Source organism: Paenibacillus sp. IITD108 (assembly GCF_036541265.1).
Lineage (GTDB): Bacteria > Bacillota > Bacilli > Paenibacillales > Paenibacillaceae > Pristimantibacillus.
Map to the genome: position 1 here is coordinate 30,451 of NZ_JAZHCT010000024.1, position 14,373 is coordinate 44,823.

Sequence of the window (14,373 nt, forward strand, 5' to 3'; positions counted from 1 at the left end):
GACCTAACGTCGCGTAAGTAAAGAGACGTCCGAGCACACCGGACTATACGGGGGCAATTTTGAGGTATTGGATAGTTTAAGCCTTCTAGGAGTCGGCACATCATTTGACGAGAATGGAAAAGCACAGATTTGCGTTGAGGAATTCATTTAATTAAGTCGATTGCAAAGTTAGCGGAATGAAAAAAAATGGGTCAAGAGCGTCAAGTAATGCCCGACGCTATGATCCCATTTTTCCAACGAATAAAAACTTCCCCCAACCAGAGCCGTGCAAAGTAAACCCAAATATTTTACGAACACTTACCCTACTTGTGGTATTATTCACAGATTATTCCAACTCGATAAACCTTTGGAGCATAGTGGCAACCTCTGCTCTGGTTGCAAGACCAGAAGGATTCAGAGACAAATCAGAGTTGCCCTTCATAATCCCCTTTGACACAGCCCAAATAACTGACTCTTTGGCAAAGGCCGAAATTTTATTTGCATCTTTGAAGCTAAGGCTTGAAATGTCGCTACGAAGGTCAAATCCTTTACCCTTTGCGTATCTATAGAGCATAACAGCAATTTGCTCACGAGTGATTGAAGCATTGGGAGCAAATATACCTTTACCATATCCGTTTACAATTTGGTTTTGGTTGGCCCAAATAATAGGATCTGAATACCAATGACCGCTTTGAACGTCAGAGAACACATCTGAAAACTTAACATTTGGTTGATTTTCCATACGATATAATACAGTGGCAAGCATGGCACGGCTCATTTTCCCAGAAGGTGAAAATTTAGTTTCAGAAGTTCCCGTGAATAGCCCTTCGTTATAAGCGTATCTTACAGAAAAATAGAACCAATCGTCATGTGCTATATCTGCAAACGGAGGTTTTCTCACAAATGTAACCACAACAGTTGTGTCACGACTAATCTCTGGAATGGTATAAATGTCACGGCCTATAAATTTTTCACCATTGATAATGATATATTCGGTTTCAAACCCTTCATCGGGAATCATTCTGATCGTTGCAGAGGTTGTTGCACGAATCGTTTGATTTTCAAACCCGTCAGCAATTTTACCATTTCCGCCTTGCACAGAAGCTTTAACAGAATAGTTAAGCTTATTTTTGGAGTCAATATCCGTGACAACCCAACGTTTCGGACCGACTATTTTTGAATTCTCAAAATTGGAAAAGGCAATGCTCAGCTTCTCTATTGCTTCTGAAATTTCCGAATCTAGAGCGTGTTCATTCTCAAAAACAGCCTCAACTTTAGAAATAACATTTCGAAGATTTTGAGCTGATGTTGTTGAATACCAAAAATCAGGGTAATATATCATTTTTGGATTATCCGCAATAGTAACTGAAGCTAGATAAGCTTTTGCAGCCTCAATGTCTTCATAGAGTGAAGACTTAGAAGCTTCCTTTATTCCATTGCCAACAATGATTTGCACATCTTCAAACGGTTCAATATACCGCAGTGTAGCATCTTTATTGGTTATAAGGAAGTTGCTTAAAGAAAAATTGAAGGTTCCGTTGTTTCTAGCTTGAAATACGGCAGTTCCAATATTTTGCAGCATGGAATCAGCTTTTCCGCCCGCGGTCATGTCAAGATAGACATAGTTGATTACACCATCGGAATATTTCATTGAAATGTCCTTTTCCATATTGAGACTAGTGTTTTTCAAGACATAAGAATCAAACTGCAGCTTTCCTTGAAAGCCATATACCGGTGCTTTACCAGCACCAGTATAGGCAAAACTTAGTTTAACAAAAATTTCTTCTCCGACTTCAAATGACGATTTAGAGTTACCGGAGCGATCCGTTACTTTCATATCTACACGATAACTAAGGTCAGCAGCATCGTTTGCGCCGTAGGCATAGGATGGTAAGACAGCCACTAGAAGCAGCATACACAACATCATTTTCAATTGTTTCCTCATCTTCTCAGTGCCTCCATTAGTGCGAGTTGCGCGTCTACAATATCAACAATGCCATCGCCATTTAAATCAGATCTCATCCAGTTTTCAGAAGAACTGTAGCCGTTGAAGACATTATTTAATAGAGCATCTATTGTCGCTAGAACGTCTGCTCGATCCACAGCCCCACTACCATTGGTGTCTCCACGAAGAAGATTAGGAGATTTCACTGTTGGTTCAAAAACAAGCTTGGCTACTAATTGCTCACCCGTGACAAGTTCTCTTGAAGAACCAATATAAGCTTTTTTAAGTTTGTCATACAGGAGTGTTTGTTGGTTGTCTCCAATCACAACTGTTGCTTTACCCATATTTATCTCCGTGTATATGGTGAACAACGAGAATCCTTGTGATTGTCGAACTTCATAACGATATCCCAGATCTTTCACACTAATGTTAATAACGTCTGACAGTTCTTTATAGACTATTTTCCCATTTTCACCTTCAAAAGCAGCAAGTCTATAACTAACTTTGATTGCCGTTTCACCTGGAGCCAAAGCTTCAATGGTACCATCCTGTGAGAGCTTGATAATGTTCTGATTATATAGAACATGCCATACAATATCTTCTTCCTTTAAGTCGGTTTCGCCAACTTTACGAAGAGCCTTAACAGAAAGCTTTGTTTTTCCGCCTATTCCAAGCTCGATAGCATCAGGTTGATGGTCGGAGTTTTCAAGGTCAGATATTAATTTAATGCTCTCAAACTCTGACAATTCACGATTCACAAGATAAATGGGAACAATCGTTTCGTTTCCAGCCTCATCAACTGCTTTAAGCAGTAAGGTTTGGTTTGGTTCTTGACTTGAAGTCCTACGGTTAACCTGGAATGTTCCGTCTGGATTCACCACAATACCTTCTGAACTACCATCTAAAGTCAATGATGCAGATGCTTCTGTTAGGCCATAGAAGCTATAGCCCCCGTTCGCACTAACAAAAACAACTTGATTGCTAACTGTATTTTCAACTTGATCCTTATCTAGACTTGGTTGAACTTCTTCACCTAGAAGTAATATAGGTGCGCTTGTATCGACAGTAACACCAATTGCCCCTGATGACAGGCTACCTTGAATGGTGTCACGATTTTCACTAACTGCAGTAAAGTCAATCAAATGCGCGCCGTCTTCAAGTGTTTCTTCAAATGACCATTCCGCCTTAAATTCCTCAGGCTTGTTCTTATCCTCTTTATTAAGATTCAAAGTCATTTTAACGGGTGTATCGAAAGTGTACTTTACCTCTAATTTATCAGTCCTTAAATAATAATGTTCTTTGGATTTGTCGATATTTGTTTCAACACTTAAAAGCTTAGGTTTGTTGATAGAAGGCATAACAAAGCTTTCCGATGATGCAACTTCGGTAGAACTATAATATTCCGTATGATTAAGTGCAGATTCGACTATTCTAACAGCTTTGGCTTTAATAGAATAAGTCTTGCCTGCTTGTAATAGAGGATTGTTCGCTTGGTCTAACGGTTTTAGAATAATTTCACTATTTACAGGAAACTGACCAAAGGAACTATCAACCTCAACTCCGTTCTCATCTTCTATTGCCACAAAATAATGGGTTGCCGTTTTGTCACTTCCAGTTATATCAACCTTCACATAGCCATCACCATTGTAGGCCGCAGCTACTAACTCTGGTTTTTGTGGTAGCAATGGATTTTTAAATGTGAATGGAGCTGAAGTGATTTGCTTACTCATTCCACCTAGATGGTTAACAAGCATAGCAACAACATAATAATTCCCTTCAGGGAATGACTCAGGCAGTGTAAATACATGAGAGCCTGATTTAATTTTATCTAGCTCAAAATTACCAATACTAATTAAGGATGAAGTATCTTGAGTGTTATCTGATTCTATGGTTTGCATAATGGATGGGTCTTTTGTGACATAAACATTAACTGCCCCTGAATAATCACTTTGCCCGTCAATTGTCCAAGAAAGGTTAATATCACGGCTCGTATTTTTGCTATGCGTTGCACTAATGCCTGTCATCTCTGGCAAATCTTCAACACTGTTTACTTCAAAATTGTCGATATAAACATCTTTTGTTGTCACAGAAACTGACCATTCACCAGCAACAATTAGATTGGGATCAGTGATTGTAATATACAAATAATTTGTACCATCTAAAGATTGAACAAGATAGTTTCCATTTCCGTTATTATCGTCTTCCATCATTATCAGTTGCTTCCCAGCAGGATTAGTGATAATGATTTCAGATGCAGAAGGTTTAACATGGCCACGAAGCGGGATTTCAAAGAGAAGTGAATCTTTCGATGCTGGGTTAACTTCTTTTGTAATTCCTTTTCCTGCTCGAGTTTTAGCTACTGCCTTTGTAGTGAGCCTTCGCATATTCGTTCCATATAACGCAGTGGTTGGTACAAGATTTCCATTCGCATCTAGCGCTTCCGAATGAACATAGTGTACAGCTCCTCCTCTAGATGAAAGATCGACAGGACCACCAAAGCTAAAATCGCCATCCCAATAATAGATAAAGCCAACTCTAATTCCAATGACTCTAAAATTCGCACCAATAAAGTCAGATGAAACTGCTGCCTCAATTCCACCAAGTCTCTTCCCGCCTATAAATGGAACTGAAGTTGGAATATAAACTGCTGCATAAACATAACCATAAAAATAATCTTCTGTAATTTTAATGGTTATTCCACCACGAACCGCCCCAGCATGAATGCTAACATTACCGTAGCCAGTTAACTGAAATGGCGATATCCATTGAATATCCATTCCCGCTTTAAGATTGAAGAGTCTTCCTTCATCGTCTTTTTCCAATCTAGCAGTACCTTCAAGACTAAGACCAGATAGGTTTGCTTTTAGCTTGAAGTCACCTACAATAACTAGATTAATTAATAACCTTGTTTGAAGATGAAGTGTAATAGGTGGAAGTTTGCCATCCGGTGTTCCAGAAATGGTATCTGCTAGGTTTGAAACCCCTCCACCTAGCCCCGTCATAAATACATAAGGTGCAACAATTGGAACTTTCTTTGTTTTACTCGCTATAAAGAATGTAAGTTCGTCAATCATGATATCTGGAAGATTGTTCATTGGAACCTCTTTAAATGCCAACGTACCTTCCACTTCCATTGTTAAGAGAGAAAGTCCATACTCCAATTTATAGATGCCGCCAATCGTGTCTATCGTTACTTCTGCCATAGCACCATATTTATTTCCTACTAATGGACCTAGAATATCTTCTGGCAGTGCTACAGCTAGTGTAGTATTAATACCAATAAAACCACGTTTCTCGTTTTTAATACCATATTGGATATCACTAATTTCTGCAGTTAATGAACCCTTGTAGTCATAATGCGATTCATTCTTTTTCTCATCTGCAGCTTTTAAAGGCATTGAAATCTTTCCGCCGAAGCTAATTCCGAAGTCATCTTCATCTTGAGTCATGACACCGTACTTAATATTGATTAAAAATCCAGCAATATTTTGCAGCATAGAACCAGCATCTCCAAATTTCAGTTCTAATGCTTTAGCCTCATTTTCGGAAACAGCCTCCCGGTCCAAGCTGTATTTCACTCCATTTTTGGCTTCAAAAAACCACTTATGATGCCAAATATTAATAGAGTTTATTACTTTTACTGTACCATCGCCTTCTAATTTTGCTCCAATATCCTTAACTGTCATCGTAAGTGGAGTGTTGCTGTCATAAGACAAAATGTTGTTAATAGAAATATCACCATCGGCTTTACTAGCAGAGTAATAACTGCTTTTACCAGAACCCATTAATCTAACTTTTCCACGAACTGTCAATAGTACTTCTGTTTCGCCTTCTTTATATGTTATGTCTTTATGAATGATACCATTTCTTTTAACTTCACCAGAGATAAATTTCTTCATTACATCTTCGTTTTCAAAATTTACATAATCGTATAACTGCCTATGATTAGAAGAGTCTGTAATTCTAACTAACGAAACAATACCATAACTCGCACTTTTATCTTTCGGGTCATTTGTTACATCTAGTTCCGATGTCGAAATAATCTTAGCTTTAAACGCTTCAATTAATTGTTGATTTGTAAATCTAATTTCAATTTTATATTTTCCAATTGCTAACTTTCTATCAGTTGAAAACGAAAGCGCTTGACCTTCTTCAACAAAACTAATTTTTCTTTTATCAATTAACGTCGTCTCACCAGTTGCATTAGCGACAAGAAAAAGATCCCATCCATCAATGCCTATAATGGCTTTTTCCAAAACTTTCATATCTCCAGAAATGGTGATATTTTTCTCTCCTTCATGATAAACTGCTGCAGGAAAAATATGCTTTAAAGAGATATCAGGAATTTCTCCTTCAATTGCTGGAAGTAAGATATTTTTATTCGCACTATATTCAACCAGTTTGGGCTTGTTTGCATCGTTCATTTCTGTTGCGTTTAACGATACTATCAATCGCTTCGCGGTAATCATAGACTGCTTTGATGCAATAATTTCTATATTTGGAATATCAAATACAGTACCCACATTTAACCCGCCTGAAATCTGAACCGTATATTCTCTTGTATTCGTTGCTGCAAAAGTAAGTCCCTCATCAAGAGTAAGGACAACAACTGGTTCTATAAGCTCTTTAGCTCCAGTAATACTATTGTCAATGGTTACAGTTGCTTTAAATTTGCCATCGTTTAGATAGCCATCTTTGTCTTTGTTCAATTGAACTTTATCTGTCTGGATACCGATGGATAAATCTTTGTCTTGTGTTTGATCTGAAAAGTTACCAATACCATAAAGCATCTCAGAAACTCGCACTTTACCTGGTTCAATTGGTTTTTCGTTCCAATAAAAAGCTGTTGCAGTATCAGGTGTTAAATATGGATTCGAATAGTTAGTAAAGTCAACGTTAGGATTCGGTGTATAATCATATCTTGTATTTGCAAGATTAACCCAGTGCCCCACAATGACTTTATCAACACTTACGTCATTATTTCCACTCCAGCCAGACAAAAGGGCGTAGCCCATTTTGTCTGAAGCTGAAAGAGAATCTAAATATCTAATTTGTTGCGGCAAGTTCTCACCACTATATTCTGTTTCCACGATTGTCGGTTGTGATCGGTTAACGAGAACATGAGGTGCATCAATTTCTGAACCAAGGGCATTATCTAGAAGAAGACGAATACCTACCGTTCCCACTTTGGAATTATTATTTACCACGTCATATGAAATACCAATATTTCCAACTAACGAGTTGCTAGGATCCGTTGAAATGGATACTTTTTGTGTTATTGTATACCCCTTGATGTCCCATGCGATCGTCATTAGTCTGTTTTGATCAGAAAGGACAGGCTCATGAAGTTTAGTATCTATTCCAAACCATCCATATTCCTGACCGAAAATATAATCTTTTCCGTCAATACGTACGGTAGTAAATGATGTTCCATTGCTTCTTGCTGCATCTTCTTTATAGAGCAACGGAATATTGTTGTCAAAAGCTTTTTGGGGATGACCATCAACGGTTTCGATAGAAAATCCACCTGTTTTTGAATTAATGGAGTATTTCATAAAATCATTAGCAATGGAATAATTCGCACCGCTAGCTTCTGCACTTACTGGGAAACTTGCAAAAGTAAATAACATCGCTAGAAAAGTGGTTATAGCTATGCCGCGTTTTAATCTACTAAAGATAGTCATTGCTTATTTCCCTCCTTTGTTTGAAACATATACAGAAATATTGAAATAGTCTCGCTTATCCGTTTGAATATAAACGGTATACCAACCATTTGAGACATTATCAATTGTATACACTCCGTTTTTCTCCCGCATAACAGTTCCTTTTGTTTTCATTTGACCTTGTGTTAAGGTGCCTTTTTCATAACGTGCATACGAAATGCCTGCAAAGTTTTTCAGTGAAATTTCAATTTTGTTTCCATTCACCGTTGCAACATTCGAACTGTCTGGCATTGCTCCGTTAACAAGCGCTACTGTGTCATAAAGACCTACAAGACGAACTGTGCGACGAACTGTAGTTTGATTTCCTGCATCATCTCTTACTGTATAGTCGATATAGTAAGGGTTTGAGCGATTAAATTCATTCGCTGAGATGTTGTCAGGATTAAATACTCTCCCGCCTACACCATAGTTAATGCTAACTCGGTTAGTTAAATCAACTTTTTTATTAGCAACCATATCCCATGCTTCGAAATCAAATAGCTTTGATTTGTCATAGGCAGTTGAAGCATCTTTTTTAGCTGTCATTCCCTCGATGAAGATTAGCTCCTCACCGTTTTTAAGTTTTAATTCAGGAGGAGTTTTATCAATGAGACCAATGTTAACACCGTATGAAGTATGCTCTCCTGTTCTTCCTTGCAGATTAAATACATAAAGTCCATTATTGCTATAGTTCATTGATTTATCGAGTTCCCAAACGTCGTTTCCTCCAACGAACTTAGCATCTTTATCCGTGATTACAGTAACGTTGACATCTTGATTGGTTATTGGATTTTTATCAATTCCAACAACATAACCTTCTTCTTTTCCTGAAGTGTCAACTCCAACTTTAATCTTGTTTTGATAATCGTGTTCAATCCACTGACCAGATTCGTTTTTCACAAGATATTTATACGACCAACGAATTTCTTTAATCTTTGGTGCTCCAACTTCAATTCCTTCGATCGTTAACAGAATTTTTTGTGTTAATCCTGTTTGGTCTCTAACTTGAAATACGTGCTCCCCATTTGTTTTAATGTTGATAACAGTATCTTCAAAAGACACCACATCACCATCTTCATTTTTAACCTCTGTTGAAAGTGCATATTCATATCCACGATAAGAAACGGTAAGGTCTTGCATCGTTCTAAGAATGTCTAGCGGAACGCCATCACGGTCACGAATTTGGTCAAATGTTACATTAACACTCAACTTATCCTTCGCTAATGTTGCAGTTGCACTAACTTGTGGTGGTGTAGATACAATATTTGAAATATTAATAATTTCATTACCTTCGTTACCGTACTCATCTACAAAGGTCACTGCTACAGTACCATTTTTTCTAAAACGAACCGCTTTACTACCAGGGATATGAACGATGTCGGAATAAGTTAAGCTTCCCACTGGTTCAACATTGGTAACCTTAATGGTTTTAATATCTTTACTGAACTGTGTTAACTCAACATTGATACTTTGTGTCGTAAACTCTGTTGGCAGCGTGCTGTACGTCATTGCAGTTGCAATGGGTGCTACTTTATTAATATTTGAAACTGTTAATGAAGTAGTCCACTTATTTCCTGCGTAATCATATGCTGTCACATAATAAACTCCCGAGCTATCAAGTTCAACGACATATTCATTCTCAAGCGGCTCACCTTTGAATGGATAAACTACATCATCCTTCTTGACCTCTGCGAATGAAATTTCACCCGAGTCATCCGTTATAGTGATTGTTGCGAATATATTTTTATTCGTCTTGGAAGTGTTTGATAATACATAAGTTGTCTCACCTATCGTATTGTCAAAGTCATCATAACTCACTTTCTGAGAATGGGTGTTTCCTGATTGATCTTTAAATTCAAAGGTAAAGGAATTAGCATCTTTCGTTAGAGTCTTTGAAAAGGAAGCATTGTTAATCATAGATAATGTTTTTCCGCCACCGATAGAATTAACAGTTGCCATCACTCTTCTATAAGCTTTTCCTTCTTGGATCGGAACCCAATTTCCTAAATAATTTTCGTAACTGTAATCTACCGTGTAGTGTACACCTTCTGTAATTGGTGTTTTATCAATATTTGAAACTGTAACTGGGAGGGTTGTGATCATTCCCGCCTTGTTAGTTACTCTAAAATATACCGTTGCATTGAGGCTAAAATTTTCAGTATGAGATGCAATGGATTCGATTTTATCAAACTTTTTTCCGTCATAGGAACGTTCAAGCATTAATATTCCGCTTTCCGGGTCAGATATTGAAAGCCTCGCATTCACATTTTGATTTGTTGGCTCAGTATTCGAAAATTCCACACTAGCAACAGGTGCAGTTTCATCAACCACTGAGATTGCGACATACGCTTCTTCCATCCGATCCGCTTCAAAACCTTCAGTTGTATAAACCTCGAAGTAAGCTGATTTCGTAGTCTTGCCATCTCTTACTGCCTCTAATACAAGCTTGGAATAAGCCGTTCTTCCTTCTACCTCTTCAAATGAAGGAGCAAGCACACTTAGTTCCGTATTTAGTTCTAATCCAGATAACACTGCATTTTCAACAAAGAAATATTGCCCAGAGTATTTAGGATTGGGAACAATAACATAATAAAGCGTATCGTTTTCCTTATAGGATATAAATCCACCATTTTGCACAGCAGTTCCATTTCTTTGTACATTCCCTGTAATCTCAAATCCCTCAATGAATTCAACATCAGGTGTAAACGTTACAATACTATCCCTTCCCGCCTCATCCTGAATATATAGACTAATTTCATTATTATTTTGAATGACAATATCATAATTCATGACATAATCAACAGATGTTGTTAACAGCCCTCTATATAGATGATTCGACCCTGCCATTTCGTTCACCTTATTGCCCTCAATTGGTGCATTTGGCATAACCGTTACTGGGACATTAAATGAAACGGTAACCGTTGAGGTCGTTTTTGTTATTGCTGGGTTGGCGCTAACACCTACAATTGCTGCTTCTGCGTCCACCAAATCCAACTTGGAGTCATAGAATACTTTTTCAGTAATATTACCTGCATTGTCAGTAGCTTTGATTCCAATCGCATGAATGCCATTAAGCCCTTTCAAGTCAATAGTATACGTTTTCTGTTTGTGTCCTTGGCTATTAGTAATAGTCTGACTACTTTGTAATGTTACTGATTCACTTGCACTAAACCATTCATAGTCTTCTTCGGTTAGAACATGGTTTGCAGCAGGATCTTTAACAAGTGCGAAAGAAACAGTTGTGTCACTCTTATCTGAGACATCGACCGTAACAGTACCATCTTTTCTTGCTCCATTTTTTACGATTGCACTTTTTGATGCAATTGCTATCGGAGCTGCTTTATCTATATTCGAAACTGTAATAGGAACATAAACACTATGACCAAGTTCGTCTGAAAGCACTAGATTAGTTGTCACATTCTCGCTCACAGTTACTGTAAATGCACCGTTCGTATATGGAGAAATAGTGATTTTGTCTGCATGTTCTGTAGGTACTGTCAATTTACAAATTCCTGTGCCCTCATCTTCTGCTTCTATTCTTACAGTTACTGATGAGTTTGTTGGCTGAATTGTGCTATATTCAGGCAATTCAAAAGTTGGTGCTTGGCTATCATATAAAATTTTGATAGATTTACTTTCTGTTAAAAACTCTGGTCTTTGGTCGGCAGCATTATTTAGAAGTCCAAATTGAAAATCAATGGTGTTGACACCTTCTTTCAGTGGAAGAGGTGTATTTAGGGTAAATTCATACTGACCACCCGAATTATTACTCGCTGTGAAGTTTTGAACGGCAACACCATTTTCAGTTGGCACTCCATTTATAGATGCATAATAAATCGGCTGCTGATATTTTGTTGCACTCTCAGAAGTCCAAGCAACATGAGGTTCATTCAATAAAGTAAGAACATGATATGTCCCATCTGTTGTTGCCCCCATGCCGTTAATGGTCTTTGTTTGAGCATGTTGTAACTTCGTTATCGTTACAGCTTCCGATCTCATTCCAAAATAGGGAGAAATCTCTTTGCTTTCTCTACCATGAAGATCTGTTGCCACAACAACAATGCTATATGCACCTGATGGAATTCCTGTCATTGTCAAAGTTTGATCAACTTCCAATATACCTTCACCGTTTAACTTCAGTGGCAGAGGAAAGTTTTCCGCATTTGCTATTCTTGTATCTGTTCCTGGTCTAGCTAAATAGTAATATGCACTTGCAAGGCCACTTGCATCTTTCACTTTCACTGTAAATTGATGCGTGGACTTAAAAAGATGATGTTGATTTCCAACTACATAGCTAATCACTGGAGCTTTGTTGTCATAAGTAAACTCTCTGGAAAACTCTAATGAGTTACCTGAACGTTTATCTCTAACGCGATATTCAAGTGTATATTTTCCATCCATTGTAACTTTAGTGCCGCTGCTATTAATTTTTTCGGCTGCACCAACATCATGGCCTGCTTCATAAACCGTGTAGTTTTGCGTGAAACTTATTCCATTGCTAGGATGGGAAACCCATTTATAACTCGTTTCAAGATTTGAATTACTAATATCAAATTTGATATCAAAACGCTGCTTAGGGGTACTGGTTTCTGTTGTAACAATAGTATCCGAAGCAGAACCATTAAAAATCTGTACTGGTCTTGTGTAATATTTTAATACTTGCTCGTCTCGTGAATCGTTACCTAATGAATCCATTGTGAAATAGTAGAGTGTTCCATCAAAATTATCACCTTTTGGAATAGACAGTATTGCAGTAGTACTTTCCCCTTTTGAATCTACAAATGCCCACTTTCCTTGAATAGAAGATATTTCTTCTGATGCAAGCTTAATTTCATCAATTGGAGTATCATCTGGCAATGCAGTACCGTTCATAAAAGTATAATAAGTTTTAGACCACCCATTATTAGTTTGTTGATAATCGTTCATTTCAAATCTATAATCATTTCTTTTACGAGATTGTGAATCTTGCGGTTGTACAGTTTCATCAATCGTTACACGTGGAGCCTGGTTATCTAATTTAATATTGTCGATTTCTGTATATCCGGCAGCTCCGCCTAGTGGATTGTCAGCTTTGTCCCATCCATACAAACGAAGTTTAAATTCTCCTTCTGTAGGATCAATAGGATTTAGGTTAATACTAACTCCTGGTAATACTTGCGTACTAATAGGTGCTTTAACCGTATTTGCAATTCCTGTACCGTCAAAGTTTGTTATTCTAGTCGTTGTCGGTTCGTAAACATCGCCGTTTTTCTTATATAACTCGTATTTAAAATAATTTTGATTTTCATTGGTGTGGGCGACACTTCCCTCTGGATAAAGTGTTTCGCTAGCGACCGTATAAAACTTATGCTCTTTCTTAATGTTATTTTGAATGGAATTTTGTCCAGTTAGATCCAGTCCATTTCCATCGGTAATTTTTATGGTTGGTGTTTGTGTATCCACTTTATGAGTAGAAAAATAAAAGCCTTGGGATGTTTTTATTCCATCTGATGGATTTTCCAAATCATAATATTGAACTACATTTTCCTTCGTTAAGTATGTAGATACATCATCAAGCTGAAGTCTTATACCCGCGCCGTCAACCCCACTAATATCCATCGGCACTTTTCCAGTAAACTGAAGTATACCGTTGTATTTTCCATCTGTTCCTCGCATTTTTGTCATGGTAAGAGTAGTAAGCTTTGTATCTGTACTATTTCCAAGATATAACGAAGGTGTTGCTTGTAAATTTTCAATAAGCTCGGCTTTATTTTCTGCTGACGGATTTTTTTTATGAATGGAATCCACTTCAACTGTGATCTTAACATCTGAAAATTTTCGATTTAGATATCGATTGTCATCACTGTGAGCAAAGGTAGTCGTTTGATCTATTTTTGGATTGCCAAGGTTATATACACTACGATAAAAAGTAGTAGTCACATATTTTTTCCAGTACGACCGTATGTCCGGCGCTACCCCTATAAATAGTCTTTCCCATGCTTTTATTCCAGGTGCTGCCCATATATAATGAAAAGTCCCACCAAAGCTAGACAAATCGGTAGTAGCTTCAGGAAACGCAATCATATAAGTGATCGAAACCTCTGCTTTATCCTTAGCAATCATTGCATTGTAAAGTTTTTCCCGGTCAATTTCCAACTTTAAATTTTGCGTTTTTGTAGCCGGCTGGAATGTATACCAGTCATCGCCAAAACTTTCATCTGAAACGGTAGGTGGGAAAATAACAGGAGGGTCTGCAAATTGCATAACGTGATAAGTACCATTTTTATCGCTAGCTTTCCCGTCCCACTCTATTTTTTCAATACCTGTCGAGTTTTCATCGAGATATAGCTCTGACCCATTGCTCACACCAGACTCATATCTATAGATGGTGGATGCATGAACATAAACCGGAAACACAGATGCCAGCACAGCTATTGCTAATACTAAGCTTAAAATCTTCTTCATAAAATACCTCCTCGTATAATAACATTTTCAAATCGGCTTGATTCGGCCGCTTACGTCTGCTGCATCGACAGTAAGTTCATCTGCAATTATGAACCTTTACAACCAAATTGCGACACTACTCGACAGCACTTTCCTCCTATAGTACCATCGTTAATAGTAGTCATGATGGATTATAAAGAAATCTTTAAGTTTCATAGAGAGACTAGACTACGAAGCCAACAATAGTTCCGTATAATCAGGACTTTTTGACTAATTAGGGTTACATTTATGTGACCAAGACACGCAAAAAAGAGGCTCGCAAAA

3 protein-coding genes are annotated in these 14,373 nt (G+C 37.6%); all 3 read right to left on the minus strand.

All coding sequences use genetic code 11. From position 1 onward, the window contains the following. Positions 1 to 325: 325 nt before the first annotated feature. Genes V1L65_RS19675 through V1L65_RS19685 form a run of 3 tightly spaced genes read right to left on the minus strand, consistent with a single transcriptional unit; the run spans position 326 to position 14,070 of the window. The gene (locus V1L65_RS19675; RefSeq protein WP_331700943.1) at positions 326 to 1,924 is read right to left on the minus strand and encodes an S-layer homology domain-containing protein; all 1,599 of its coding nucleotides are present in this window, start codon (positions 1,922 to 1,924) and stop codon (positions 326 to 328) included. Continuing rightward, entirely contained in the window at positions 1,921 to 7,608 is a 5,688-nt protein-coding gene (locus V1L65_RS19680; RefSeq protein ID WP_331700944.1) for a dockerin type I domain-containing protein, read from the minus strand. The genes V1L65_RS19675 and V1L65_RS19680 overlap by 4 nt, the downstream gene beginning before the upstream one ends. Before the next feature lie 3 nt (positions 7,609 to 7,611). After that, a complete protein-coding gene (locus V1L65_RS19685) occupies positions 7,612 to 14,070 on the minus strand; it encodes a hypothetical protein (RefSeq protein ID WP_331700945.1) in 6,459 nt (2,152 codons plus the stop codon). Positions 14,071 to 14,373: the final 303 nt, after the last annotated feature.